Consider the following 26,095-nt stretch of genomic DNA (forward strand, 5'->3'; position numbering starts at 1 on the left):
GCTTACCTTGTTAAATTCTCACAACCCAACCAGCCTTCCCGGCCAGCAATGTGCCCACGAACAACCTTGCCGGCAGGCAATGTATCGAGGTCGTCAGGCAAGAGGTCGCTCAGCGGGCAAAATTGTATTCCCTGCTCGCGGGCACGCTGTAACAACGTATCGAACGCATTGAGTTGACTGATACCTTCGACTTCAGCATGGATGGTATACACCGGGGTGCCCTGATCGGCGTGGATCTGTTCCAGGATGTAATCGTTGAACCGTTCAGCACTCAGCGTGGGACCGACCACTTCGTCCCAGGTGGGTAACGTCACGGGGATCTGTACCGTACCCGGCTCGCCATTTCTCAACAGTGGGCGAAAAGGCGCGGTACCGCGGCAATCGCTGTTGTACGCAAAACCAAATGTTTGCTTGGCCTGAATAACACGACCATCCGCGCGCCAGCCCGCCACGGCGGAACAGGTGACAGGTTTGCCGATAATGGCCTCCAGCGCATCCCGTCCTTTCGCAATCTGCTGAATAAGCTGTTCTTCATTCCAGACGCCTGCCCACGTTTGCCAGGCGAAGTGATCCCAGGCGTGCAGGCCAACTTCATGGTAATCGGCCGTCATGCGGATAATATCGCGCATCCCTGCCCCAATCTGTTTTCCTGGCCAGGCGGTCCCGGCTAACAGGATATCCCAGCCATAAAGCGATGCTGCGCGTGAGCGCAGCATTTTCCACAGAAAGCGCGGCTTCATCAGACGCCATAAATGGCGTCCCATGTTGTCAGGCCCGACACTGAAGAAAAAGGATGACTGGACATCGTGTTTTTTGAAGACCTCAATCAGCGCGGGCACGCCAAGTTTTGTCCCGCGCCAGGTATCGACATCGACACGTAGACCGACTTTCCTCATGCCTTATCGTCCTGAAGCTCAACGGTGCGCAGGAAGAAGTCGAGAGTGTTATCGATGGTCGTATTCATTTGCACTTCAGGTGTCCAGCCCAGCAGGCGTTTTGCATTACGGATCGAAGGCTTACGGTGCTCAACATCCTGATAGCCCTTGCCATAATAGCTGCTGCTTTCCACTTCACGGAAACCGGCAAACGGCGGGAAGCTGGCACGCAACGGGTGACGCTCAAAGCTCTCCAGCAGACGTTCTGCCAGCTCTTTGATACTCGCTTCGTTGTCTGGATTACCGATGTTAATGATCTGCCCGTCGCAGTTATTGTTTTTGTTTTCAATAATTCTGAACAGGGCTTCAACACCATCACTGATATCTGTAAAGCAGCGCTTCTGACGGCCACCATCAAACAGCTTGATAGGCGAACCTTCCACCAGGTTTAAAATCAACTGGGTAATGGCACGCGAACTTCCGATGCGCGCGGCATTGAGGTTGTCCAGGCGCGGACCCATCCAGTTAAACGGACGGAACAGGGTGAAGCGCAGCCCTTCTTTTTCACCGTAAGCCCAGATAACCCGGTCTAACAGCTGCTTGGAAACCGAGTAGATCCAGCGCTGTTTGTTAATCGGACCGACGACCAGGTTCGAGTGGTCTTCATCAAAGTTGCTGTCGGTACACATCCCATACACTTCGGACGTTGACGGGAAAATGATACGTTTGCCGTACTTCACACAGTCGCGAACAATTTTGAGGTTTTCTTCAAAATCCAGCTCAAAGACACGCAGCGGGTTGCGGGTATACTCAATCGGCGTGGCGATAGCGACCAACGGCAGAATGACGTCACATTTTTTAATGTGGTATTCGATCCACTCTGAGTGGATGCTGATATCGCCTTCAACAAACTGGAAGCGCGGATGACCAACAAAGCGGCTGATCGCGTCGGAACCAATATCCAGGCCAAACACTTCGAAGTTGTCGTCCTGCAGCAGGCGCTCGGTCAGATGGTTACCAATAAAGCCGTTAACACCCAGGATCAACACGCGGGTGCGACGCTTCACGGCGGCCACAGCCTGAGAATACAGCAGTGCGCCATTTACCATGCCCAGATGTTGCGCCAGCTGAACACCGTTCATGTAAACGCTGTTCGGGGTTTGCCCCGTCTGGATTTCCAGCGCGCCTTCACCACAAGCCACGACAAACGGATCGGCTGACAGCACGGTTCCCGGACGAGCGTTGTGCGCGGTCGTTAAAACTTTGGCTTTCCAGACCACAAACTTTGTGGTGCCGGCAAACGCAAACGCGCCCGGCCATGGATCGGTAACGGCACGGACCAGATTATTGATTTGCTTAGCAGGCAGGCTCCAGTTGATGCGACCATCTTCTGGTGTTCTGCGACCCACAACCGTGGCTTCCGCTTCGTTTTGCGGCTTGGCGACGATATTGCCCTGTTTCATCGCGGGCAAGGTGCTTTCCAGCAGCTCACTGGCACAGTCAACCAGTTTGCGGTGCAGGGTTAACGCGTTGTCTTCTTCAGCAATGGCGATGCGCTGTTGCGCGATGATTTCACCCGCATCGGCTTTTTTCACCATGCGGTGTAAGGTCACACCGGTTTCCGTTTCGCCATTCACCAGCGCCCAGTTTAATGGCGCACGACCGCGGTATTTTGGCAGCAGTGAACCGTGCAGGTTAAAAGCGCCCTGCTTCGCGCAGTTCAGAATGTCGTCACACAACAGGTTGCGGTAGTAGAAGGCGAAAATAACATCAGGTTCTGCTGATTTAATGCGATCGATCCACAGCGGATGGTTAACCTCATCCGGAGCATAAACCGGGATTGAATTTTCAGCCGCAATTCGCGCCACTGAGCCAAAAAAGTGATTTTCTGACGCCGTGTCGGCATGGGTGTAGATGGCGCTGATAGTGAAGCCTGCTTTCAACAGCGCATTGATGCCCGCACAACCCATGTCGTGATAAGCGAAGACGATAGTTTTCATTACTCGGTTTCCTGTACAGAACGGTCTTTCTGAGGATTGATAACACGTTGAATAAAATAGCGTGGACGGGCACGTACATCGTTGTAGATACGACCAATGTATTCACCCAGCAGTCCCATGCCGATAAATTGCGCGCCGATAAAGATAAACAGGACGGCAAACAACATAAAAACACCATCGCCAGCCCAGGCTGCGCCCAGAAACAGCCGCAGCAGAATCAGGATCACGGAGAACGCAAAACCTGCAATCGCAATCAGACTGCCCAGTACACTCAGCATGCGTAGTGGTGTGGTTGTGAGACAGGTGACAAGGTCGTACATCAGGTTAATCAGGCGCATAAAGCTGTACTTCGAACTGCCGTGTTCACGTTCTGCGTGAGTAACCGGAAGTTCAATCGTACGACGCGCAAAGGTGTTAGCCAGGATCGGGATAAACGTGCTGCGCTCATGGCAGTTAAGCATGGCATCGATAATGTGACGGCGATAAGCCCGCAGCATACAACCGTAATCCCCCATCGATTTACCGGTCACACGTTGGATCATCTGGTTGATGGTGCGTGATGCCTGACGACGGAACCAGCTGTCCTGACGATTCTGGCGTACCGTGCCGACAACGTCATAGCCTTCCTGAGCGGCGGCCACCAGACGGGGAATTTCTTCGGGTGGGTTTTGCAAATCGGCATCCAGCGTGATGATGAGATCGCCGCTGACATTGCTGAATCCCGCCATAATCGCGGAGTGCTGACCATAGTTACGGTTGAGCAAAACGGCGACAATATGACTGCCGGGCAGTGAGGCTGCATCGGCGATCATCGTCGCGGACGCATCCTGGCTGCCGTCGTCGACCAGCAGAATTTCATAGTCCAGGTTCAGGCTCTTACAGGCATCATCGGTACGCTGAATCAATGCCGGTAAGCTTTCCTGCTCATTGTAAACCGGGATGACTACCGATACTTTTTCAATCTTTTTATCGTCGAACATTTAAACCCCAGCCAGTCCACGTAGTGCGCTGATAACGCGTTCAACGTCATCGTCAGTCATGTCGGGAAACAACGGAATGGAACAAATACGCTCGCTGTTCCACTCAGTGGCAGGCAGCGATAAATGCGGATAATGCTCACGGTAATATTTGTGCGTATGCGCTGCACGGAAATGCAGCCCCGTGCCGATGTCCTGCTCTTTCAGCGCCTGCATCAGTGCATCACGGGTCATACCGCACGCCTGCTCATCAACGCGAATAATGAAGAGATGCCAGGCGTGCTGATGCTGCCAGGCGGGCGGAACAAGAGGCTTAAACGGCGTATCTTTAAGGGCATCGAGGTAACGTTGCGCTATCGCCGCGCGACGCTGATTGATTTCGGGGAGCTTCTCCAGCTGAACCAGCGCAATGGCCGCGCTGATATCCGGCAGATTGTATTTAAAGCCCGGCATAATCACTTCTGCCTGCGGCTGACGACCGTGTGTTTGACGATCAAACGCGTCGACGCCCAGACCATGAAACTTCAGGCTGCGAATGCGATCGGCCAGAGCCGCGTCGTCGGTGACGACCAGGCCACCTTCTGCGCAGGTCATGTTTTTGATGGCATGGAAGGAAAAAATAGCATTTCCCTGGCCACCCACGTGTTTACCTTTGTAGTAGGTACCGGCCGCATGCGCGGCATCTTCAATGACCGGAATGCCATGGCGTTGGCCGATAGCATAGATCGCGTCCATATCCGCAGGCGCACCCGCATAATGGACAGGGATAATCGCCCTGGTTTTCGGCGTAATCGCCGCTTCGATAGCTTCAGGGGTCACCATCAGATTATCGATATCCACATCGATCATCACCGGCATCGCACCAAGTAACGTGATGATATTTAATGTAGAAACCCAGGTCAGGGAAGGTGTGATGACTTCATCACCGGCTTTGATGCCCAACGCCATTAACATGACGTGCATACCGGCAGTAGCAGACGTGACGGCAATAGCGTGTTGATTGCCGGTTAACTGGCAAAATGCGCGCTCAAGTTCAGCACACTTCGGCCCGGTCGTAATCCAGCCAGACGCAAAGACCTCACGCACTGCAGACAATTCAGTCTCGCCTAAAGAAGGACGAGAAAACGGAAGAAACGCCATTAAGTAATGTCCTTAAACTGTTTTGCCTTTTTTCCAGAAGAAAGAGGATAAGTTTGAAATATGAAAACAGCCAAAATGTAATCTTATGCTCATTTTTTTCCGTTAAAATCCGCGAAAAGAGGCAAAGTACACTGACCTCTGATCGTGAAGTCAAATATTAGAAAAATATTCACTTCATAACGATGCCAAATGATACGCTCGTAACCTTAACCAAACATTAAACGCTTCATTCAATTCACAAATTGACACGATCTTTATTAGGTTTACCAGATTAATCACATTAAATAAACAGATATGTTTGACAGTTTCATGAAGAGATTACCGCACATTCTGCAAATGCTGCCAGGCGGTATCTACATTGTTGACAGATAGCATTTTCTAAGGGAAAGTCGGAGTTTTGATACACGCGTTGCACTCATAATGTGACGGTGATCACTTTTCTAACTTTTAGATTTTTTTCTTATGAACAAGGAATTAGGCGTCACTACATCGTCAGTTGAACCTGCTGATTCTGGCTTCTGGAATTCGATGGTGCCGGAACTGACTGTCACTGATTTTGCCAGATCCTTTGCGTTTTATGTCGATGAACTGGGGTTTACTTTGAGAATAAGACGCATTCATTCAGACTTCGCTTATCTCTGTTATGGTGAAGCGCAATTAATGATTTAACAGCAGCATGACGCGGGCTGGCACACCGCAGAGATGCAGTATCCTTTGGGACGCGGTATTAACTTCCAGACAGAAGTCTCCAATATTCAGCAGCTTCACACGCGCCTGGTGAAAACGGGCACGCCCTTGTTCCGACCACTTAGCGAAAACGCCTACTCTACGGGTGAGAAATATGAACGCCAGCAGGAGTTACTGGTTCAGGATCCAGATGGCTACCTGCTGCGTTTTTGTCAGGTCTTAGACTGAAAAAACATTACAGCGCGACCACCTCGCTGACCTGATGGTGAAAGACATAGGGATCGGAGATCAACCCAAACTGTTCGTCATCCGCATAGGTAACTGCCACCGGGTAATCCTCGCCAGCAAACGCTTTCACTGCCGCCAGATCCCGCCAGTATGTGGCCAGAAAGAAATGCTGCCACTCTCCCTGTGCAACCTGATGAATAAAAGCGCCTGTGTTACCGGGTACCGATTCTGCATGCTGCACGCCCGTCTTCTGTAGATGCGTAAAAAATGCCTCTGCGTGCTGCTGAGGGACACAACCATGCCAGGTTCTGACAATCATCGTTTTCTCCTTTTAATGACGTAATGTCATGGTAACACGCTGTTTTTATAAAAAATTAAGACTGGCAGTGAAAAATAATGTTGTCGGCTGGCACAAATCCGAATTTGTTCTACATTTAGTGGCCCGACCAGGGGAACGACATTCATCACAGCAAAAAACAAAAACGGTAAAAATTATGGAATTGAGCAAGTTTGAGGTCAGAACGGGCCTGTGGCCACACATGCATTTCACGGATATTGAATACGATCACCGTGGCGGAAGTTACGAAATTTATGCCACCGATGTGACCAATCAAACCAAGAGTAAACTGTTTATCTGTCGTACCACGGATGAACAACAGGCGAAGCAACTGGCGGAGCAATTTAAAATCTGGCTGCCCAAAGTTAACAGCAGAAAGCGTAAAGCGACGGCGAAATCCGCACTTACCGGTTATGATCGCGTCGCGTGCCATAAAGGGTAAATACGGATTCATGCTGGCCGCCCCGTAGCAGATGAAGGCTGCTGTGGGGCGGCCTTGCACAGAAGCGATAAATCACGCGACCGATCAGGTTTGCGCCAGACATTACGCGGCGGCGTTATTAAACCGGGCGGTTTTTCATCGTATCAGTCGGACAGCCTTGTATGAACGTCACCTGGCCTGCCCGTAACCACTTCCTGCCCGGCACCATGCCAGTCTTGCCTGAGCAAAACGCTCACCATAAAAGTGACAGTGTCATTTTTTCTGCCCAGCGCTAACGCATCGGCATCGCAGACATTCCCCACACTGAGCAACCCCCGTAATGCCTTAAACGTAAACGTCTGACTCCGCCTGGTCAGCCGTTTGATAACAACATGAAAAAGCGTCTGATGTCCGTTCATTATTTCTGATCGAGCCCTTTTTCATCACGTTTTTTTATTAGGCGTATTGTTTTTCTCTCTGGCATCCTGCGCATTCCCTTCTCTTCCTCCAGCCGACATTAAACTGACCATGTCTTGCCGATTTTTTCAGGTTATTATCGTTTTGCTTAATCACATTAAATGCAGACGACACGGCTGACATGCCAATAGAGCGGTGCGGGCACATACGGGAAATGAGGGAGAAAAAGTCAAAGTGGCCCCAATGAAGTCTAAACGTGTACTGATTATCGAAGATGATGCCGATGCAGCCGGCGTACTTGAAGCCTATCTTAAACGTGAAGGCTACACGGTGATGATTGCTGGCGATGGAATGACAGGACTTGACCACGCGCAACGGTGGCAGCCCGATCTCATTCTGCTTGATGTGATGCTGCCCGTCATGAACGGCACGGAAGTTCTGGCGGCCCTTCGACGCAGGGGAAATACACCAGTGATTATGGTGACAGCGATGGGAGATGCCCCCGACAGGATCGGCGCATTACGCTATGGTGCAGATGATTATGTGGTGAAACCCTACCATCCTGGCGAGGTCGTCGCACGTGTTCAGGCCGTTTTACGTCGCACCCAACAAAGTACCGTCCCCGACAGCACATTGTGTTGGGCGGGCCTGGAAGTCGACACTGAATCGCTGACAGCGGTAGTAAAAAATGAACAGGGCATTCAGCGGCTCGATCTGACCCCAACGGAGTTTTCGATTCTGGTGACGTTGATGCGCGCCCCAACCCGCCCGTTTAGTCGCTTATTCTTGCTTGAACACTGCCTGCCTGAAAGTGATGCGCTTGAGCGCGTGGTTGATACCCATGTTTATAACCTGCGACGCAAACTGGAAGCCGCAGGCATGTCAGATATCTTACCTGCGGTTCGCAGCGTGGGTTACAGGTTCAGACAACCATGAAACTAAAAACGCACGACTCAATGTGGCGCTGGATCTGCATCCGTATTTTGATAATCGGTCTGGGAAGCGTCATCCTTATCGCGTTTTGCATGTGGCTGCGTTTCGCGCTGCAAATGCTCTGGGTTTACTCTCGCATGCCTGCGGACGTCTGGGCGGAGTTTTCCCGCATACGGTTACACCCGGAGCAGGCACCGGCTCGCTTTCATCAGATTGTCGATCAGTGGTGGGGCGTCGGCTTTTCCGACCCGTCAATCGCCTCGGCTGACTGGCTGACGGTCGCCGTGCTGGTCGCCGTGGTGATTCCGTTCTTTATTGTAATGGGGCTGCGCTTCGCCCGACCGCTGGCGAAACAGTTTAGTCAGCTGGCGAATGCGGCACGCGATGTGGCACAGGGGAAATTCGGCACATCGGTCGGTCAGGTCGACGGCGCGCCACAGGAATTAGTGCGGTTTACGGAAGACTTTAATCTGATGACCCAGCAGTTAGCCCGTTACGAACGCGAACTTAAAGCTTCGCAGGTTGCCATTGCTCATGAACTACGATCGCCACTCACCGCAGCCATTGGCCGCTTACAAGGCATTGTCGACGGCGTATTTGCGCCGGAACCTCAGCAGTTCTCCATGATCATGAAGCAGCTGACGCAGCTGAGCCGCCTGACGGATGAACTGCACTTATTATCGTTAGCGGAAGCTGGCCAGCTTACGCTCAGCCTGAGCCGGTTTAACCTTACCGAACTGTTACGCGAACGTACGGCGTGGCTAGCGCCTCAGGCTGAAGCCGAACAGATGGTGATTGAGGTGCAGTCACCCGGCCAACTCTCTTTCACTGGCGATGTCTCCCGGCTGGGCCAGGTGGTAACCATCTTAACGGAAAATGCACTGCGCTATGCCGCAGAGGGGAAACGGTTTTATGTGACCGCTCATACCTCGCCCGCCGCTGTCACACTGCAGTTTCGTGACTATGGGCCGGGCGTGGATCCTCAGTTTCTGCCTGTCATTTTCGACCGTTTCACCCGGGCAGAATCGTCACGCGCACGGCATTCCGGCGGAAGCGGTCTCGGCATGTCTATTGCGAAGGCTATCGTGGAGGCGCACGGTGGGGAGATATTTGCACGTTTGCCTGCGGACGGCGGACTGCAGATTACGATCGCTTTGCCTTTATCTGACGACGCGCGCTCAATCTGAGTGCGTGCTGGCCTGTACAGGCTTTTTTGTCTGCCTTGACCATTTCTTGATAATTCATCGAAGGTTTCTGGACATAACCCGCTTTAAATGAGCCTGTCTCATTTCAGGAATACGGTTATGACAGATTTTATTCCCGCTTTTGCCCGCCAGGCGCTGCGTCATCTGAGCTTTCCGGGTTATGTGTTACCGTCACTGTTTGTCGTGGCAGGCATGCTTATCCTGTCAGGCTGCCGGGAGGAAGCGCCGCCTGCGCGTGAAGCGCCTCGTCCCGTGCGGACAGTACTGGTTCCGCCCTTCTCCAGCGGTGGACTGATGACGCAGACGGGTGAAATTCGTGCCCATGAAGAAATTTCGCTGGCTTTCAGGCTGGATGGCCGCGTCATTACCCGCACCACGGACATTGGACAGCATGTGAATGCCGGTCAGGTTCTGGCGACCTTAGACAGTAATGCCGCTCAAAACCAGCTCAGCAGTGCCACTGCCGATCTGGCGAGTGCGCGCGCTTCAGAACATGTTGCCGCACTAACGCTGCGTCGTATGCAGCAGCTGATGCCCGGTGGGGCCATTTCCCGTTCGCAGTTAGACAGTGCAAAAGGTGACTGGCAGGCGGCCGTTTCACGGCGTCAGAGCAGTGAAGCCGCGCTTAAAAATGCCCAGGATAATCTCAACTGGACGCAGCTTACCGCGCCGCGCGCCGGTGTCATTACCGCCGTCAATGTCCAGCCGGGTCAGGTGGTAAGCGCCGCGCAGTCCGTAATGACGCTTGCCGCTGATGGCGATCGCGATGCTGTCTTTGACCTTGCTGAACCCTCGCTGGCGGAGTACGCCTCCTCCACGCCCTTCAGCATTACGCTGTTATCGAACCCTGCGATAAAGACACAAGGGCATTTTCGCGATATCAGTCCGCAGGCCGATCCGCAGACCCGCACCTGGCGGCTGCGTGTCATGCTGCCTCAACCGCCGGTCGCTATGGCGTTGGGGTCGACCGTCGTGGGGGCCTTTCCCGGTAAAGCCGAACAGGTTGTCACCCTGCCCGCCAGCGCTCTCACGCGTGCCGGTGATCGTCCCGCCGTTTTTGTGGTGAACACCCAGTCCCATCAGCTTTCACTCAGGCCGGTCACGCTGGCGCGCTTCGATGCCCAACATATCTATCTCAGTGCTGGCGTGATACCGGGTGAGCGCGTAGTCACCGCAGGCGTGAAAACGCTCTTGCCGGGAGAGCGGGTACAGTCCGGGGAGGATGAAAAATGAGAAGATCGGCTGAAAGAGCCCGCTTTAATCTCTCTGCCTGGGCGTTAGCACATCAGCAACTGGTGGTGTTTTTCATGCTGTTGGTGATGACGACGGGTGTACTGAGTTACATCGATCTGCCCCGTAATGAAGATCCGGCGTTTACCATCAAAACGGCGGTCGTGTCCGCACAATGGCCCGGTGCCACGGTGGAAGACACGATGCAGTTAGTGACGGATACGCTGGAAAAAAAACTGCAGGAAACACCGTTCCTGGATTTTATCGAGAGTGAAACCCGGGCGGGAAAGGCCGTCATCTTTGTTAACCTGCGTGATGATACGCCGCCGGATCAGGTCCCGACTATCTGGTACCAGATTCGGAAAAAAATGCAGGATATCGCCTCATCGCTTCCACAAGGCGTTCAGGGTCCCGCTGTTAATGACGAATTTGGCGACACCTATGGCACGATTTATGGCTTTACGGCCGATGGCTTCAGTCCGCGAGAACTGCGGGATAAAGTCGATGAGATCCGTCGAAGCCTGATGGATGTGCCAGACATGGGTAAAATTACCCTGCCCGGCGAACAGGAAGAACACATTGTTATCGCGTTTTCGCCACGGCAGTTAGCGGGCATGGGCCTTACGCTTCGGGAGGTAAGTGATGCTCTGGCCGCGCAAAATGCCGTTGCGCCCGCAGGTGTAATACGCACTGATAAAGAAAATATTGCACTTCATGTCAGTGGTGCATTGACCTCGGCTGATAACCTTAAGGCCATTACCTTACATATCGGCCAGCGCTTTATCCCGCTGACCAGTATTGCCACGATAACGCTTCAGCCTGCTGAACCGCCGGCGTCAACCTTCCGGGTCAACGGCGAGCCTGGCATTGGCCTGGCCATCTCCATGGCCCCGACGGGTAATATGCTGAAATTTGGTCAGGCCATTCATGCGCGCATGGAGACGATTGCCGCCCAGCTCCCGCACGGCATCACGATGGTGAAGATCGCTGATCAATCCACCGTTGTTAAAACCGCCGTCAGTGGCTTTGTGCGGGTGCTGGCGGAAGCGGTACTGATCGTTCTGGCAATCTCGTTTTTCTCGCTGGGTTTCCGTGCCGGGCTGGTGGTCGCCGCTGCTATTCCCCTCGTTCTGGCCATGACATTCGTCGGCATGACAGTGGCCGGTATTGGCCTGCAACGCATTTCGCTGGGGGCTCTCATTATTGCGCTGGGTTTACTGGTCGATGATGCCATGATCACGGTTGAAACCATGGTTTCCCGCCTTGAGGCGGGAGACAGCAAAGCGCAGGCCGCAACCTTTGCGTTTAAAACCACCGCTTTTCCTATGCTGACGGGAACGCTGGTGATGATCGCCGGTTTTATTCCGGTCGGTTTTGCGGCCTCCAGCGCCGGTGAATATTGTTACTCCCTTTTTGCAGTCGTGCTGATCTCGCTGCTGTGCTCCTGGGTCGTGGCGATTCTGTTTTCCCCGGTTATCGGCACCTGGCTGTTAACTGAGCAGGTGACAGCCCCATCACCACCTCCCGGGCTGATGGCCCGCTGCTATCGTCGTCTGCTTGATCGGGTTTTACACTACCGCTGGACAACCGTGATAAGCGCCTTGTTATTGCTGGGAATGGGGATTGCAGGCACTACATTGATGCAGGGCGAATTCTTCCCCGCGTCCGATCGTCCCGAGCTGTTAGTGAATCTTTCGCTGGCGGCAAATGCCTCTCAAAGTGAAACGACACGGCGTACCGCACAGCTGGAAACCCTGTTGCGCGCCGATCACGATGTCGATCACTTCTCCAGCTATGTCGGCGCAGGTGCCGTGCGGTTTTATTTGCCCATGGAAGTCTTGCTGGACAATGAAAATGTGGCGCAACTGGTTGTGGTGACTAAGAACCTGGAAGCGCGCGATCGCGTTCGACGCCGCCTGGAGGCGACACTGGCGCGGGATTTCAGCGATCTGACTGCCCGTGTGGCCCCTCTCGAACTGGGCCCACCCGTCGGCTGGCCATTGAAATACCGCGTCACCGGCCCTGACTACAGCAAAGTACGGGACATCGCGGAAAAACTGGCTGCTCAACTTTCGCGTTCGCCGAATACGCGTGAGGTAAATATGACGGCTGGCGAGCCCGAGCGGGAAATCAATGTTGAGGTAAACCAGACTGCTGCACGCGCCGTCGGCGTCTCCTCAGAAAGCATTGCTTCCACACTGAATACTGTCATGTCCGGCAGTACCGTGACCACGGTTCGCGATCATAACCGGCTGATAGATGTGGTTCTGCGCGGCAACGATCGGGAACGACAGGACACAGCCATCTTAGACAGCCTGATGCTCAACACAGCTTCCGGGCAAAAAATTCCGCTTGGGCAGGTCGCCACACTGAAATGGCAGCTCGACGATCCGGTGATTTGGCGACGACAGCGTTTGCCCTATATCACCGTGCAAACCGATATTGCACCTGAGCAACGGGCCGAAACGGTGTCTGATCAACTGAGACCTGGCCTGGATACTCTGCGGGCAACCTTGCCCGCAGGTTACGCCATTGAAGAAGGTGGAACCGTCGCCGAGTCGAATAAAGGTAACAGTTCAGTGTTTGCCGTTTTGCCGGTCACCCTGTGCTGCATGCTTGTGTTATTGATGCTGCAGTTGAAGCGGTTCTCCAGAATGCTGCTTGCGCTGCTGATGGCACCTTTCGGCCTGCCGGGGATTGTCCTGGCAATGTTACCGGGTGGCACGCCGATGGGGTTTGTCGCACTGCTGGGCATCATTGCGCTGGCGGGCATGATTATCCGTAACGCCGTAATCATGATCAGCGAGGTAGACAGCCATGCGCAGGCTGGCATGGCACAGGGTGACGCCATCCGCCATGCCGCACTGCACCGGGCGCGCCCCATCCTGCTCACTGCCTGCGCGGCAATCTTCGGCATGTTACCTATTTCACATCAGGTTTTCTGGGGGCCAATGGCATTCGCGATCATCGGTGGGCTGATCACCGGCACATTGGTCACGCTGACCCTGCTGCCTGCCTCACTCAGCCTGATAATGGCATGGGAAAACCGCGGCGCGCCCCGATCGCGCAAATGAGGGCGGCGAATATTGTCACTGGGTTACTGATCGCAGTGCGCAACGGAATGAGGCATACGGTCCGGGTATGGAGGGCATGAATGGCGCACAAGGCCTGCACAGTATCACTAGCGTGCATCGAAAGAGAGAAACGCGTCTTATGCGCCAAAAACAAGGCTTTTCGCCACGCAAAACGCATATCAATAAGAAAGCGCTGCGATATCGCAGCGCTCGTGTTCTGGGCCTGAAGTGATCAGGCCCAGTGACAGCGCATCAGAAACTTTCCCAGTTAACCTTGTCTGCACCGGTGGCATTCAGTTGCGGTCTTTTTAACACAGGCGATGCATAGCTCACGGCTACAGGGGACGATACTGCCACCTGCGTGACGCTCTCGTTAACTTTGAACGTTGACACCAGTCTCGACAACGTTTCCGCCTGCTCCTGTAAAGATTTGGATGCAGATGAAGCTTCCTCAACCAGGGAGGCGTTCTGCTGCGTGACCTCATCCATCTGGCCGATAGCCTGGTGCACCTGCTCAATGCCTTTGCTTTGCTCGGCTGTAGCAGCGGCAATTTCATTAACCAGATCGGCAACCTGCTGAATAGCATGGCCCACGTTATCGGAGTTACTGCCTACGCTTGTTGCCTGCGTCAGCCCCTGTTCAACCTGCGAAACAGACGTGGTGATTAACTCTTTAATTTCACGAGCCGCGGATGACGAACGTTGTGCCAGATTGCGAACTTCTGATGCCACGACCGCAAAACCACGGCCATGCTCACCCGCACGGGCAGCTTCAACGGCGGCGTTAAGGGCCAGAATATTCGTCTGAAATGCAATACCTTCGATCAGCCCTGTGATATCAGATATTTTGGCTGAGCTACCGCGAATTTCATCCATCGTGGTCAGCATCTGACTCACGGCTTCGCCGTTCTGCCTGGACAGTTTATTGGCGTTATTGGCCAGGTTGCTGGCCTGGACTGCGCCCTCGGCATTTTGCCGTACGGTATCGCTGAGCGTAGCCATACTAACCGATGTCTCTTCCAGCGAGGCGGCCTGTTGCTCAGTGCGAGATGACAAATCTTCGTTGCCAGCCGCAATCTGCGTCGATCCTGTGCTGACGGATTGCGCCGCATGATTGACTGACAGCAGCGTAGTCGATACACGCTTAAGCAGATCATTAAACGCCATAGCCGTTTGACCAATCTCATCCTTTCTCAACACCGGCGCTAAGCGTGTCAGATCCAAATTGCTGCTCACTTCAGCCATGGTATCTTTGATGCTGGTAAGGCTACGTTTAATGCCAACAATAATATTTATTGAGAACGCACCGAGCAGCAAAATAACCAACAGTGAGGCACAGGTCATCATCCAGACGGTCTTAGAATAAATCTGATTATTCTGTGCTCTGAGTGCATCACCAATCTGAATGTTCAGCTCAATTTGTTTAGTGAAATCAGACTCCATTTTACGTGCGGCAGCGCCAATGCCATTGTCACTTTGCAGGAGAGAAAGTGACAGTTCATTATTATGGCTACGTGACGCAGCAAGAAAAGCAGGTAACGCGCTGCGGACCGCATCGAGGTTACGATTGGCCCCAACGGTCATTTCTTTATCTTCATCACTGGAAATATCATTCGCCATATAATAATCATTTAATGACTTGATGTTATTAATAATGGTATTAATTTTTTGTTCTGCTTCAGCCTGCTTAGCGCTGTCTGTCGCCGTCTGATGGCGATACAGGGCCAGCCCCAGTTGGTTAGTTGCGCTAATTGACTTATTCAGATCTTTAATGCTGGGAATAGCATTAACCTGAACATATTCAAAGCGCGACTGAAAGCCCGAAATCACAGATAAAGAAACAGCAACAAGCGCACAAAGTGATAAAGCGAGCAAAGAAAATGCCAGCACTAAACGCTGCGTGATTGTCATAGAAAAAACTCCCCCGGACAGGTAAAAACTACAATTATTTTCACAGGCCTTTATCGGCAAATAACTAACCGGCTTTACAACGTAATTTTATTTCCAGAACCTTGAAAAAAAGAAAACAGCGACTATGACGGGATATTTTGTCACTAACAGAAACTATAGGGTTAAATGTGAACAGGTTGTTTCATTAAAATATAAATCCATGATAATAAGCGCATATTGCTACGCACCGCCTGTGCGTTAAAATAGAACGTTCTCCATAATGACAACCGCAGTTCGTGCAGCTAAGGTAGCGGTTTTTACACAGAGATAATGATGGAAAGGTTATTCGTTTATGGCACTTTGCGCCCGGGCCACAGTAATGCCCACATTCTCGACAGGGTCGGAGGCAACTGGCAGGCAGGCTTTGTAAGCGGCATTTTCTATCCTCAGGGGTGCGGGGCAGCCGCAGGCTTTCCTGGTCTGGTGCTGGATAGCCGAGGTCCGCGCGTTGAGGGTTACGTTTTTAGTTCTGATAATCTCTTATCATACTGGCCCATGCTGGACGAATTTGAAGACGGGTACGATCGCCTCAGGACGGAAGTGACTCTTGAAAACGGTGACACTGTCACCGCTTACGTCTATCAACTGCAACCGCAATGCACACCGCCGCGCGCATAAACAGCTAATGCGCGTTTGTCAGCGCTTTACGCCTGAACCACTGCATGGGGCGGGCAAACATTACCAGGTTACCGCTTAAAATCAGTAGCAAGCCGGCCACACTATGACTTTGCCAGGTATAGCCTTCAAAAAGTGTGGAGAACGATAACGCGACCAGAGGGAACATAAGTGTGGTGTAGGCGGCTTTGCCCGCACTTGTGCGTTTGATCAGGGTGAAATAAGCCCAGAAAGCAATGACGGAACCAAACACCGCCAGGTAAAGTAAGGCACCGAGATAAGTGAAGGTCCATTGCGGTGAGAAGCTGGCACCACGAATAATAGCGATAAGGCCCATAACGAGGGCACCATAAAACATGGCCCAGGCGTTGGTGGTCATCGTCTCAAGATGCCGACGCTGATGGCGCAGGCTGATCATATTGCCTAATGAAAAACCAAAGGTACCCAGTGCTGACAGCCCCATTCCCATGAGCGCGGTACTGTTCCAGTCGCTGATATGCAGATCGTGCCAGAACAGGACGACCATGCCGGTTAATCCCAGTGCGGCGGCAAACCAGAAACGGGGGCGTGGGCGCTGGCCAAAGAAAATATAACTGTTTACCGCGTTATAGAGCACGGCCATCGAAAAAATCACCGACTCCAGGCCTGTATTAATGTAAGCCGCAGCCGTGTAAAAACACCAAAAATTAAAGCAAAACACACAGCATCCCTGGATCAGACAAAACAGATGGTCCTGCCATGCCAGGCGGCGCAGGCGTCCCAGCAGCGTTAACAGGATCAGCATAATGACGCTGGCGATGGCAAACCGCCAGAATACCGAAACCGTGACATCTACAGGCCCCTGCTGTAAAAAAATAGCGATCCAGGTTGTTCCCCAAATCACGACCACAATGGCGTAAAGTATTGCGTTCATCGTTATCCCTCTGCCTCAGACTCTCTTCACTGTGACGTAATCGCGAGGGGTCGGCTTTCATCATGTTGCGGTCGGGTTGCAAAATCTTGCGCATTTTAGCGTGATACATCTGGCTACCTGACGTCTGTCATCCTAGACTGGACCTCTGTTTATCAAGCGGAAGCATGCCATGTCTCGCGTTTACGACACCTTTGAAACACTGCGTCAAAAAAAGGCCGTGCTGCGGGAATCGGTGATACTTAATTCGGGCATCCGACTGGCCGCCTGGCACAACAAACAAGACCGCGTTACCGTTAACAGCAATCATCATACGCTCAGCCTGTATATTGCTGATGGTTATGAGAGTTACCACAAAACGGCAAACGGATGGCGCAACGGCGGCGGACCGAATAAATTTTGCCTGATGCCGCAGCACAGTGAATCGACCTGGGATGTACGCAGCGATCTCTCCTTCGTGCATCTCTACTGCACAGATGAGCACCTGCGAGAGGTCGGTGAAAAGATTTGGGATCGCAGCCCGGCCTCGTTATCCCTCGATGAAAAGATTTTTGCCAGTGATGACACGATTACGGCGTTGTATCGCCAGTTTTTACTTAGCTGCGACTGGCAGCAGCCAGCCAATCAGCTGATGCTGAGCACCGCCAGCACGTTGTTGTTAACCCATCTGATTCAACACTATTCGTGTGTCCAGTGGCGGCTTCCCTCTGTCACGGGCGGACTTGCTCCCTATGTGTTGCGCAATACCCTGGCGTTTATTGATGCGCACCTGGCTCTGCCCCTTACTCTGAACGTTCTCGCCAGCCAGGCCAGTCTGAGTGAATATCATTTTGCCCGGATGTTTCGTCAGTCACTCGGCGTTGCACCTCACCAGTACGTGATGAAACGCCGGATGGAAAACGCGCGTCAGATGATCGTATCGACATCATTGTCGTTAACCGAGATTGCACTGGAGAATGGTTTTAACTCACTGAGCCATTTCAGTAACCGGTTTAAGCAGGTGACCGGATCGACGCCGTCGCAGTTACGCATGGCCAGCGGCCCTCAATTGTTGTGAATCGTCTCAGTCATGGACGAAGCACCCCGCGAGTTAACCTAAACCAATCCTCACACATTGGCGGTTCGTGCTTTGACGCATTGTGTAACCTGATTACACTACGTGCAGATTCATTCGGACGCCCTGTGACGGGATAACCTTCTTTTCACCCTCCGGTGAGTAAAACGCTTTCGTGATGGTTTTGCTCGCCCAGGGGCGACAGCAGGCTTCCCGTCGCGATGACTGGCCTTTTGTCCGGTTAATCATGAATCAGACCATAAGGACCACCGTCATGTTTATGTTCAAAAATGCGCTATTCCCGCCTCCCGGATGGACGGCATCCTTGCTGTAAGGCATCCGTAAAGCGTTTTTAAGCGTGGAACGGCAATGCGGCACCCCTGCCTTGCACAACGGAACCACACCACTGACGTACTGGCAGACCTCACGCTGTTCCTGTGACGCGCTAACCCCTTTTTGAGTGAGGCGGCTTTACGCCTTTACCGGAAACCGGTGAGCCCCTGCTCTGTCTGAAGCCATGAAACAGACCTGTCCTGCCCCGATTTGTTGCTTTCTGCACAGTAGGGTCAGGCGCTCATCATTAACCAGGGAGGAATACTATGAATCGTTCATCCGAAACCGCGATAACCCTGATCTTTCTTTTTGTCGGCTTTATCGTGATGTCGGCAGGTATTTGGCAAATACTGACGCAGTGAGGGAAGGCAATGCGCAAGTTCACGCTTAACCAGATTTTTATTCAGGTTGTTGCCATAGCGGCCATCCTCATCCTGCTGACGATCGTGATTCGTTAACCACTCAGGACCAGACATTACCTGCGTCTGGTCCGTCAGATACCGGACCCGGTGGGCGCAGCGTAATGCCCACGACGGTGCCTGAGAACCCATTAAATTTTCTGGTCAAACATCCACTTTCGCGGAACACACGTAACCAACCCCCATAAAACCTTCGCTTTCATAATCTTGCTCAACACCGCGCTATGCCTTATGCGCTACCGTCTGCTGGCAAAGGCTGAACGCCCCTGCAACCTTTTAAAAACCCTTAACAATTCATACTTTCTTTCAACGTCTCAGGGAATAATTATGAATGTATGCCACACTTTTTTTATTGGGGGACTGGCCGTAATCATGACGATGAGTAACGCGATGGCAACGAAAAATACTGAACTGACCGGATACCGTGAAGGCGCAAAGGTGATTGAAGTCCACCCTGTGCGCAACCAGATTGATGCGATCACTGGCGTGGTTTATTCGCAGATTACAACGCTACGATCGGTCAGACCGCTTCACATGTCATTACTGGTGCCCCGCACCGATGCAGTCAAACCCGCAATTGTTTACTTTCCGGGCGGGGGGTTTACCAGTGCCGACCACGAGAAATTTATTCAGATGCGCATGGCGCTGGCAGAGGCGGGCTTTGTTGTGGCCGCAGCTGAATATCGTGTTGTACCGGATACCTTCCCTGCGCCGGTTGTTGACGGGAAAGCGGCCGTACGCTATCTGAGACAGCATGCAGAAACGTACGGTATCGATCCTCATCGTATTGGTGTTTTAGGCGATTCGGCAGGAGGCTGGCTGGCACAAATGCTGGGCATGACAAATGGTCAGACCGCTTTCGAACAGGGTGATTTTACAGAAACATCATCTGACGTCCAGGCCGCCGCCACGATTTACGGTATTTCAGATTTACGCAATATTGGTGAAGGCTTCTCTGAAGAGAATCAACAGGTCCATGCCTCACCGGCCGTCACTGAAGCCCTTTTGATTCATGGACCGGCCTTCCACGATTTTGCAGGCGCGTCTGTCATGGATGATCCCGATAAAGCCCGTCAGGCAAGTCCCATGGGCCATCTTGCGAACCCCAAACCGCCTTTCCTGATTATGCACGGTGACAAAGATTCACTCGTTTCACCGCATCAAAGTGCGCAACTCTTTGATGCGCTGAAAAAGGCAGGTGATAAGGTTGAGTACGTCGTGGTGAAAGGTGCAGAACATGGTGATGAGGTCTGGTATCAACCTGACGTCATCCGCCTGGTTGTGAACTGGTTTTCAGAGGTGCTGCACCCTGATACACGAACAGGCAGCAAGAGCACAGCCAATTTAAACGACAATTTGTAATGCACCAGGCAAACCACTTTATGTGGTTTGCCTGGTCATCAGTCTGCTGACACGTCAGCCATCAGGTCAGCGACAGTCTGTTTTGCCCCTTTGTCCAGTAGATGGAGATAGGACTTAACCACCTGCTGCACAAAACAGGGATTATCGGGCAGCGTGTGGCCGAATATAGCTTCCAGTCCTAACAGCGCTTTTACCCTCGCCTCCCCTTCTACGCTGCCGTCAACGGCGGTTCGTATAGACGCCAATAAAGGATCGCAGATCTCAATCTCTTTTCCCTGGTCATCCTTACCGCTGACATAGCGCATCCATGCGGCAATACCTAATGCAAGCAGATCAAAACGGCTGCCGCGCTTGAGGTGCCAGCAAACGGAATGTAACCAACGTTGCGGTAACTTCTGGCTGCCATCCATCGCAATTTGCCAGGTACGATGCTGTAGCGCGGGATTTTCATAGCGTGCAATCAGCCGATCGGCATAATCGATCAAATCAACGTTCTTAACGGTTAGCGTCGGTGCCTGTTCTGTCAACATTAAGCGTCGTGCCGCAAGGCGAAAGTTCGGGTCCTGCATACAGTCATAAATATGCTCATAACCCGCAAGGTTGCCCAGGTAAGCCAGAAATGAATGGCTGCCGTTCAACATACGCAGTTTCATCTCTTCGTAAGGCAGCACGTCTTTGACTAACTCTGCACCGGCTTTTTCCCATGCCGGCCGCCCTGCGACGAAATTATCCTCAATAACCCACTGGCGAAAGGGCTCACAGGCTACCGCGACGGGATCGGCCACCTGAATAAGCGCCGCGATCGCGTCAAGACTCTGCGGATTCATCGCCGGTACGATACGGTCCACCATGGTTGAAGGGAACGTCACCTGCTGTTCAATCCAGTCTGCCAGGTCGTTGTCACGTTGTCGGGCAAAAGCACGCACGACCTGACCGATCACTTTTCCGTTTTCTGGAATATTGTCGCAGGACAGCACAGTAAACGCAGGCAGACCAGCAGCCTTGCGACGCGCCAGTGCTTCAACGATGATCCCTGGCGCAGAAAGCGGCTGGTGAGGCTGAGCCAGATCAGCGACAATCTGAGGATGGTCGCGCATCAGCTCGCCCGTTGCCGGTGAATGACAATAGCCTTTCTCGGTAATCGTTAAGGAAACGATGGCAATTTCGGGCTGACACAGGGCGTGAAGTACGGCTTCGGTTCCATCGACCTGAGCGTGAAGCGCCTGCTTGACCACACCAATCACGCGCCCTTCCCAGCCATGAGCCGACATTTCTGCCACGCTGTACAATAATCCCTGACGTTTCAGATCGGCAATCTGTTGTTCCCCGCCGATGAGATTAACTTCGACGTAGCCCCAGTCGCTGTTATGTTCTGCTGCAAGAATATCGGCATAGACCGCCTGATGAGCCCGATGAAAAGCACCGAATCCAAGATGGACAATACGCGGGACGAGCTTATTCCTGTTCCATTTTGGAACCGTCGCCTTCGCATTCAGTAGGGTAGTTTGCATTTCTTTCTCACCTTATTTTTTATTAGCTGCGTGGACACTGACGTTAAATAACGGCAGCACCTGGAGATCGCCTTGATGTTTTCCTGTGCGGCGCCGTTTGGATCAAGCGCCTGAGAACACCACGGCAAAAGGAAAGTTTTTAAAACAGAATTGGTGCGGGAAGCCTATCGTCAGCGGCAGAATTGTTCCACTACCATACCAGTTATAATTAAAAAATGTGATGAATGGCAATTATGTCTTTTGGCAAAATTGTATTAATTAACAAAGAAAATAAAAATCATAACTTCTTTATAACTATAAATATTACTGGCACTACAGAAGAATTAACCTTCAAACAGGCTGATGCATATTAGCACGCTGTTTTGCGATGCGGGTGAATAACCAAAATTTAAAAAAATCCGAAAGAATGCTTTTAAAAAGGGCCGACCTCATCAGGCGTCATGTATAAAAAGACTTAATCGCACCAATGGGTTTAAGAGCACTCGGGTTTGAGGATGAGTTATTTCGCTACGGACAAAACGGAAATCAGGCAGAAACTCAACGCCGTATTTGACTGACGGGACATTAACGCTGAACGCTTTTTATTCCCCCATCTGGCGTCATTCGACGTGTACGTGGTAAGGCTGTCAGTTATGCCTCTGTGGAGCCGGAGCATTTAAACCAGTCCGATACGGTGCTGTATTGATATTGCACCCGCATGCGATGACAGACACCCGTTTCCCGACGCGTCGCTGTATTAAGGTTATATCGGTTCAGGTGCCCGTTTTATCGCGAAGGTTTGCACAACCGCCCAGAAGCCGTATGCAGGGCAACGCAATCATGTCACCCTGAGCCTCCCTTCCCGCACAACGCTATGCTTGCGTAATTTGCAGCGCCATATCAATCGAGATAGCCATACTTTCGGGATTCGCTTTACCGGTCCAGGCAATGTTAAAGGCCGTGCCATGATCGGCTGAGGTGCGCAGGAACGGTAAGCCTGCGGTAATATTTACGCCGTCGTAGAAGCCCAACAACTTGAGCGGAATATGGCCTTGATCATGATACATAGCCACAACGATGTCATACATGCCCTCATTGCATTGCATAAATACGGTGTCCGGCGGGCACGGGCCATAGACGTTTATGCCCTGCGCCTTCATCGCGTCAATCGCCGGTGTCAGCACGCGAATTTCCTCATCTCCGAACAACCCATTTTCACCCGCGTGTGGGTTAACGCCCGCAACCGCAATACGCGGCTGGCTATAACCGACCCGGCGCAAAAACGTATCGGCAATTCTGATTACCGTTTCAACGCGCGCCTGGCTGAGCGTATCCAGGAATGTCCGCAGAGAAATATGCGTGCTGACGTGGATCACTTTGAGTTTATCGGTGTAGAGCACCATCGAATAATCTTTGGTGTCAGTTAATTTTGCCAGTAATTCCGTATGGCCTGGATAATGATGGCCGGCCATATGCAGCGCTTCTTTATTCAGCGGAGCCGTCGCAATCGCTTTCACGTCACCGCGCATCGCCATTTCTGTTGCACGTTTGATGCATCGATAAGCCACATCGCCCGCTTCAGGCTGCACAACCCCACACTGTAGTGCCTCAGGATGTACCACTTTCTCATCGATAATATGAATAACGCCCGGCATAAAGGTGGCTTCGGACACGTTATTAATGACGTTTAATTCCGCCTGCGGCGTTATGTTCATTGCCAGTATGCGGCGGAACGTTTGTACACAACCGATAACCACAACGGGCGAACCCGCTAACGCGCCCTCGGTTAAGGCCTTAATAATAATTTCAGGACCGATCCCAGCCGGGTCGCCCATCGTAATCGCCACAACATTCGTCACTTATTTTCTCCTCAACGACGCTCAAAATTTTTAAAGGGGGAGATTCATTACCCAAACACCGGCTTTCGTTAATCCCGCCTGACGTCAGTCACAACCGGATGCATGCCCACCAGGAACATATTCCGCCGCCCTTCTGTGCCGCGTTGCGTCCGGGCCGAGACGGTTGCAGCAGCCCATTTAGCCATCCCTGACGCCTTGTCGCTAAAATCAGCCCAGCGTGCAAACCCGCATTGCCGTCGTTGAGCGTTTTCACTCATCCGGTCAACGGTCAGAGATATGGCCCTCTTGTTTTGTCGCCCCATGTCGTCAAAAGCGCCTGAAGATCAGAGCCACAACGCACCTCATCAGTTTTTACCCCTCACCTGAATGATTATATTCAATCACATTAGATTATATGTGAGCAAGATCAATTTAATAAAGCGCCATTTTATTTATAAATTTAGCCAGTGAGTGAGCGAAGTTAAGCGGAATGAAGAATTTCAGTCATTTATGGGGAGACAGACGTGGCATTAATTAACAGCACAATATTGAGCGGTTCCGACGCGATAAAGGCACTGACGCCGGTCGTCGCGGACAAACAACACCTGCTGGTTTTAACAGACAAGAACATTGTAAATTTGCCCGCGACCACGCAAATCATGACATTGCTCAGTCAGGATGGCCGTCACGTTAAACTGATCGATGATGTTCCGGCAGAACCCACGCATACCGATGTTGAAGCAGTGCTGTCGCGTACAGCAGGTAAAACGTTTGATTTAGTGGTGGGCATTGGCGGTGGAAGCGTACTGGATGTGGCGAAGCTGCTTTCTATGTTATGTCACGTTGCGTCACCCTCCCTTAAGGCGCTGCTTGATGGCGGGAAAATTACAGCCCGTTTACCCTCACTGCTTATTCCCTCGACGGCGGGAACGGGTTCGGAAGCAACGCCCAATGCTATTCTGGCTATCCCTGAAAAAAACACTAAATCAGGCATCATTTCCCCTGTGATGCTGCCGGATTATGTCGCATTAATTCCAGAACTGACCACCAGCATGCCTGCGCATATCGCCTCATCAACGGGCATTGATGCACTGTGCCATTTACTGGAATGTTATACCGCCACCATTTCGAACCCTGTGGGTGACAACGTTGCGCTGATGGGCCTGCATAAGCTGTTCCGGAATCTAGAAACATCCGTCACTGAACCGCATAACCTGAACGCGAAGCTGGAAATGCTATGGGCTTCTTATTATGGCGGCGCGGCAATCGCGCACGCCGGCACCCATCTTGTTCATGCGCTTTCGTATCCTCTGGGAGGCACTTATCACCTGCCTCACGGCGTCGCCAATGCCATTCTGCTGGCACCCTGTATGAAAGTGGTGCGCCCGTTTGCCATCGACAAATTTGCCACTGTCTGGGACCTGATTCCGGGCGCCGATATCACATTGACCCCGGAAGAAAAATCGCACGCGCTGGTCGACTATCTCGCCAAATTAGTTAAACGGCTCAATCTGCCGGATAACCTGGAAACATTAGGCGTGCCGTCAGGTGATATTGATGCGCTGAGCGAGTCTGCACTCAATGTGAAGCGTTTAATGAACAATTCACCCTGCGCTGTAAGTCATCAGGATGTGGCTGATATTTACCGGACCCTGTTCCCTAAAATTTAACCGCCGAAAGGAGTGGATAAAGATGAAAAAAATAGAAGGTGTACTTACAGCGATTGTGACGCCTTTTACTCAGGAAGGTGATCTTTATCTTGATGAACTGAAACGCCAGGTTACCCGACAACTCAATGCCGGTAACGGTATTTTTTGCGGCGGCACAAATGGTGAATTCTTTGTTCTCAACGAAAAAGAAAAGCTTACTGTTACAGAAACCTGTGTTAACGAAGTGTCGGGGCGGGCAAAGGTTGTTGCCCATATTGGTGAGATCTCGACCCGGGACACCCTTCGCCTGGGTAAACAAATTGAAAAGCTGGGCGTGGATGCGGTTTCAGTAATCACGCCCTATTTTGTGCCGTTAAATCAACGCGAACTGATTAACCATTACACGGCAGTTGCGGATGGCCTTTCCGTACCGGTTTTTCTGTACAACATTCCGGCCAGAACAGGCAATACGATTGAACCAGAAACCGCCCGCACCCTTGCTGCCCATCCCAATATCATTGGTGTAAAAGACAGTGCCGGAAGTTATGAAAGCCTGCGCGACTATCTGGACGCGGTAAAAGAATGCGATAACTTTGACGTGCTTAACGGCCCCGATTCACTTATCCATCAAGGCTTTGTTGAAGGGTGCTCTGCCTGTATATCAGGTCTGGCTAACGTTGCACCGCACCAGATAAATGCGATCTGGTCACGCTTTCATGCCGGCGATATTGACGGATCACGTCAGGCGCAGGAACAGGTCACAGGGTTACGCACCGATCTTTATAAGGTCGCCTTTTCACCTGCAGCAGTAAAAAAAGCGCTACAAATTTTAGGCCATAACGTGGGCGAGAGCCGTTATGCCATTCATTTTGACGCTGCGCAGAAAGAGGAAATTCGCAGAATCATTAACCTGTACCTGAAATGATAATAAGAATTTATAAATTTTAAATA

The 26,095-nt window shown here is 52.0% G+C and carries 21 protein-coding genes and 1 pseudogene; 13 read left to right on the forward strand and 9 right to left on the reverse strand.

What is annotated here, in order from left to right; genetic code table 11:
- Positions 1 to 2: 2 nt before the first annotated feature.
- From arnD to arnB, 4 genes are read right to left on the reverse strand one after another with little or no spacing between them, the layout of a single operon-like run.
- Positions 3 to 896, reverse strand: coding sequence for a 4-deoxy-4-formamido-L-arabinose-phosphoundecaprenol deformylase (gene arnD / locus RAC60_RS19110; protein WP_375094159.1), 894 nt, complete (start codon positions 894 to 896; stop codon positions 3 to 5).
- A complete protein-coding gene (arnA, locus tag RAC60_RS19115) occupies positions 893 to 2,875 on the reverse strand; it encodes a bifunctional UDP-4-amino-4-deoxy-L-arabinose formyltransferase/UDP-glucuronic acid oxidase ArnA (protein ID WP_375094160.1) in 1,983 nt (660 codons plus the stop codon). The genes arnD and arnA overlap by 4 nt, the downstream gene beginning before the upstream one ends.
- The gene (arnC, locus tag RAC60_RS19120) at positions 2,875 to 3,855 is read right to left on the reverse strand and encodes an undecaprenyl-phosphate 4-deoxy-4-formamido-L-arabinose transferase (RefSeq protein WP_033742463.1); all 981 of its coding nucleotides are present in this window, start codon (positions 3,853 to 3,855) and stop codon (positions 2,875 to 2,877) included. The genes arnA and arnC overlap by 1 nt, the downstream gene beginning before the upstream one ends.
- Complete coding sequence (arnB, locus tag RAC60_RS19125; protein WP_058702544.1) at positions 3,856 to 4,992, reverse strand: UDP-4-amino-4-deoxy-L-arabinose aminotransferase; 1,137 nt, start codon at positions 4,990 to 4,992, stop codon at positions 3,856 to 3,858.
- A gap of 528 nt (positions 4,993 to 5,520) precedes the next feature.
- On the opposite strand from arnB, the pseudogene RAC60_RS19130 reads away from it, so the two are divergent.
- Positions 5,521 to 5,907, forward strand: a pseudogene (locus RAC60_RS19130) (bleomycin resistance protein).
- Between the two features lie 7 nt (positions 5,908 to 5,914).
- Here the strand turns inward: RAC60_RS19130 and RAC60_RS19135 are convergent.
- Positions 5,915 to 6,226 (reverse strand): hypothetical protein, encoded by a 312-nt coding sequence (locus tag RAC60_RS19135; protein WP_006121950.1) that lies wholly within the window; start codon positions 6,224 to 6,226, stop codon positions 5,915 to 5,917.
- A 175-nt stretch (positions 6,227 to 6,401) separates the two neighbouring features.
- Here RAC60_RS19135 and RAC60_RS19140 point away from each other — a divergent pair, with 175 nt between their 5' ends.
- The 5 genes from RAC60_RS19140 to RAC60_RS19160 all read left to right on the forward strand — a co-directional run bounded on the left by RAC60_RS19140 (position 6,402) and on the right by RAC60_RS19160 (position 13,524).
- Entirely contained in the window at positions 6,402 to 6,686 is a 285-nt protein-coding gene (locus tag RAC60_RS19140) for a hypothetical protein (protein WP_006121951.1), read from the forward strand.
- Positions 6,687 to 7,325: 639 nt separating this feature from the next.
- A complete protein-coding gene (locus tag RAC60_RS19145) occupies positions 7,326 to 8,018 on the forward strand; it encodes a response regulator (protein WP_006121952.1) in 693 nt (230 codons plus the stop codon).
- The gene (locus RAC60_RS19150; RefSeq protein WP_058708900.1) at positions 8,015 to 9,202 is read left to right on the forward strand and encodes a cell wall metabolism sensor histidine kinase WalK; all 1,188 of its coding nucleotides are present in this window, start codon (positions 8,015 to 8,017) and stop codon (positions 9,200 to 9,202) included. The genes RAC60_RS19145 and RAC60_RS19150 overlap by 4 nt, the downstream gene beginning before the upstream one ends.
- Before the next feature lie 117 nt (positions 9,203 to 9,319).
- Entirely contained in the window at positions 9,320 to 10,453 is a 1,134-nt protein-coding gene (locus RAC60_RS19155) for an efflux RND transporter periplasmic adaptor subunit (protein ID WP_058708899.1), read from the forward strand.
- Positions 10,450 to 13,524, forward strand: a complete 3,075-nt coding sequence (locus RAC60_RS19160) for an efflux RND transporter permease subunit (protein ID WP_172913183.1) — start codon at positions 10,450 to 10,452, stop codon at positions 13,522 to 13,524. The genes RAC60_RS19155 and RAC60_RS19160 overlap by 4 nt, the downstream gene beginning before the upstream one ends.
- Before the next feature lie 252 nt (positions 13,525 to 13,776).
- On the opposite strand, the gene RAC60_RS19165 is transcribed toward RAC60_RS19160, so the two are convergent.
- Positions 13,777 to 15,435 carry a methyl-accepting chemotaxis protein gene (locus RAC60_RS19165; RefSeq protein ID WP_033742450.1) on the reverse strand — a complete coding sequence of 553 codons (1,659 nt, stop codon included), beginning with the start codon at positions 15,433 to 15,435 and terminating at the stop codon, positions 13,777 to 13,779.
- Between the two features lie 312 nt (positions 15,436 to 15,747).
- Here RAC60_RS19165 and RAC60_RS19170 point away from each other — a divergent pair, with 312 nt between their 5' ends.
- Entirely contained in the window at positions 15,748 to 16,092 is a 345-nt protein-coding gene (locus RAC60_RS19170; RefSeq protein ID WP_033742448.1) for a gamma-glutamylcyclotransferase family protein, read from the forward strand.
- 4 nt (positions 16,093 to 16,096) lie between these two features.
- On the opposite strand, the gene RAC60_RS19175 is transcribed toward RAC60_RS19170, so the two are convergent.
- Complete coding sequence (locus RAC60_RS19175; protein WP_058702537.1) at positions 16,097 to 17,002, reverse strand: DMT family transporter; 906 nt, start codon at positions 17,000 to 17,002, stop codon at positions 16,097 to 16,099.
- Between the two features lie 169 nt (positions 17,003 to 17,171).
- On the opposite strand from RAC60_RS19175, the gene RAC60_RS19180 reads away from it, so the two are divergent.
- From RAC60_RS19180 to RAC60_RS19195, 4 genes are all read left to right on the forward strand, one after another.
- Positions 17,172 to 18,056, forward strand: a complete 885-nt coding sequence (locus tag RAC60_RS19180) for a helix-turn-helix transcriptional regulator (RefSeq protein ID WP_058708894.1) — start codon at positions 17,172 to 17,174, stop codon at positions 18,054 to 18,056.
- Positions 18,057 to 18,652: 596 nt separating this feature from the next.
- A complete protein-coding gene (gene mgtR / locus RAC60_RS19185; protein ID WP_110268492.1) occupies positions 18,653 to 18,748 on the forward strand; it encodes a protein MgtR in 96 nt (31 codons plus the stop codon).
- Positions 18,749 to 18,757: 9 nt separating this feature from the next.
- On the forward strand, positions 18,758 to 18,844 hold the full coding sequence (gene mgtU, locus RAC60_RS19190; RefSeq protein ID WP_353247409.1) for a magnesium transporter protection protein MgtU: 87 nt from the start codon (positions 18,758 to 18,760) through the stop codon (positions 18,842 to 18,844).
- 288 nt (positions 18,845 to 19,132) lie between these two features.
- The gene (locus RAC60_RS19195; RefSeq protein WP_058702535.1) at positions 19,133 to 20,167 is read left to right on the forward strand and encodes an alpha/beta hydrolase; all 1,035 of its coding nucleotides are present in this window, start codon (positions 19,133 to 19,135) and stop codon (positions 20,165 to 20,167) included.
- A gap of 38 nt (positions 20,168 to 20,205) precedes the next feature.
- On the opposite strand, the gene RAC60_RS19200 is transcribed toward RAC60_RS19195, so the two are convergent.
- Positions 20,206 to 21,678 carry a mannitol dehydrogenase family protein gene (locus RAC60_RS19200; protein ID WP_262960128.1) on the reverse strand — a complete coding sequence of 491 codons (1,473 nt, stop codon included), beginning with the start codon at positions 21,676 to 21,678 and terminating at the stop codon, positions 20,206 to 20,208.
- 851 nt (positions 21,679 to 22,529) lie between these two features.
- On the reverse strand, positions 22,530 to 23,516 hold the full coding sequence (locus tag RAC60_RS19205) for a D-threonate 4-phosphate dehydrogenase (RefSeq protein ID WP_058702533.1): 987 nt from the start codon (positions 23,514 to 23,516) through the stop codon (positions 22,530 to 22,532).
- Between the two features lie 503 nt (positions 23,517 to 24,019).
- On the opposite strand from RAC60_RS19205, the gene RAC60_RS19210 reads away from it, so the two are divergent.
- Together RAC60_RS19210 and RAC60_RS19215 are read left to right on the forward strand one after the other, a co-directional pair.
- Complete coding sequence (locus tag RAC60_RS19210; RefSeq protein WP_375094161.1) at positions 24,020 to 25,165, forward strand: iron-containing alcohol dehydrogenase; 1,146 nt, start codon at positions 24,020 to 24,022, stop codon at positions 25,163 to 25,165.
- A gap of 22 nt (positions 25,166 to 25,187) precedes the next feature.
- A complete protein-coding gene (locus RAC60_RS19215; protein ID WP_033742431.1) occupies positions 25,188 to 26,069 on the forward strand; it encodes a dihydrodipicolinate synthase family protein in 882 nt (293 codons plus the stop codon).
- Positions 26,070 to 26,095 lie beyond the last annotated feature (26 nt).

This window comes from Pantoea sp. BR_17 (assembly GCF_041955125.1).
GTDB lineage: Bacteria > Pseudomonadota > Gammaproteobacteria > Enterobacterales > Enterobacteriaceae > Pantoea > Pantoea stewartii.

Coding starts and splice junctions, on each gene's coding strand:
- arnD (WP_375094159.1), bottom strand. CDS start 896: ATGAGGAAAGTCGGTCTACGTGTCGATGTCGATACCTGGCGCGGGACA.
- arnA (WP_375094160.1), bottom strand. CDS start 2,875: ATGAAAACTATCGTCTTCGCTTATCACGACATGGGTTGTGCGGGCATC.
- arnC (WP_033742463.1), bottom strand. CDS start 3,855: ATGTTCGACGATAAAAAGATTGAAAAAGTATCGGTAGTCATCCCGGTT.
- arnB (WP_058702544.1), bottom strand. CDS start 4,992: ATGGCGTTTCTTCCGTTTTCTCGTCCTTCTTTAGGCGAGACTGAATTG.
- RAC60_RS19135 (WP_006121950.1), bottom strand. CDS start 6,226: ATGATTGTCAGAACCTGGCATGGTTGTGTCCCTCAGCAGCACGCAGAG.
- RAC60_RS19140 (WP_006121951.1), top strand. CDS start 6,402: ATGGAATTGAGCAAGTTTGAGGTCAGAACGGGCCTGTGGCCACACATG.
- RAC60_RS19145 (WP_006121952.1), top strand. CDS start 7,326: ATGAAGTCTAAACGTGTACTGATTATCGAAGATGATGCCGATGCAGCC.
- RAC60_RS19150 (WP_058708900.1), top strand. CDS start 8,015: ATGAAACTAAAAACGCACGACTCAATGTGGCGCTGGATCTGCATCCGT.
- RAC60_RS19155 (WP_058708899.1), top strand. CDS start 9,320: ATGACAGATTTTATTCCCGCTTTTGCCCGCCAGGCGCTGCGTCATCTG.
- RAC60_RS19160 (WP_172913183.1), top strand. CDS start 10,450: ATGAGAAGATCGGCTGAAAGAGCCCGCTTTAATCTCTCTGCCTGGGCG.
- RAC60_RS19165 (WP_033742450.1), bottom strand. CDS start 15,435: ATGACAATCACGCAGCGTTTAGTGCTGGCATTTTCTTTGCTCGCTTTA.
- RAC60_RS19170 (WP_033742448.1), top strand. CDS start 15,748: ATGGAAAGGTTATTCGTTTATGGCACTTTGCGCCCGGGCCACAGTAAT.
- RAC60_RS19175 (WP_058702537.1), bottom strand. CDS start 17,002: ATGAACGCAATACTTTACGCCATTGTGGTCGTGATTTGGGGAACAACC.
- RAC60_RS19180 (WP_058708894.1), top strand. CDS start 17,172: ATGTCTCGCGTTTACGACACCTTTGAAACACTGCGTCAAAAAAAGGCC.
- mgtR (WP_110268492.1), top strand. CDS start 18,653: ATGAATCGTTCATCCGAAACCGCGATAACCCTGATCTTTCTTTTTGTC.
- mgtU (WP_353247409.1), top strand. CDS start 18,758: ATGCGCAAGTTCACGCTTAACCAGATTTTTATTCAGGTTGTTGCCATA.
- RAC60_RS19195 (WP_058702535.1), top strand. CDS start 19,133: ATGAATGTATGCCACACTTTTTTTATTGGGGGACTGGCCGTAATCATG.
- RAC60_RS19200 (WP_262960128.1), bottom strand. CDS start 21,678: ATGCAAACTACCCTACTGAATGCGAAGGCGACGGTTCCAAAATGGAAC.
- RAC60_RS19215 (WP_033742431.1), top strand. CDS start 25,188: ATGAAAAAAATAGAAGGTGTACTTACAGCGATTGTGACGCCTTTTACT.